Raw genomic sequence first — 201 nt, 5'->3', positions numbered from 1 at the left:
ACTTCAACATTGTCCTCAATACAATAAAGATTAATTACCAATCAATACTAAACTACTTTGATAATAGAAGTACAAATGCTTCAGCGGAGTCTTTCAATGCAAAAATTAAAGCTTTTAGAGCGCAATTTAGAGGTGTTAGAAAAATTGATTTTTTCCTGTTTAGATTATCCAATCTTTTTGCCTAATCCCCAACTTTTGAAC

At 30.3% G+C, this 201-nt stretch carries 1 protein-coding gene; it reads left to right on the top strand.

The features are described from left to right. Positions 1-185, top strand: a 185-nt coding sequence (locus K5R64_RS06865; RefSeq protein WP_220762118.1) for a transposase, incomplete at its 5' end; no start/stop codon positions are given. Between the last annotated feature and the right edge of the window lie 16 nt (positions 186-201).

Origin of the sequence: Flavobacterium sp. UMI-01 (assembly GCF_019656315.1) — a bacterium.
Taxonomy (GTDB): domain Bacteria; phylum Bacteroidota; class Bacteroidia; order Flavobacteriales; family Flavobacteriaceae; genus Flavobacterium.
This window is presented reverse-complemented; position numbering and strand designations above follow the sequence as displayed.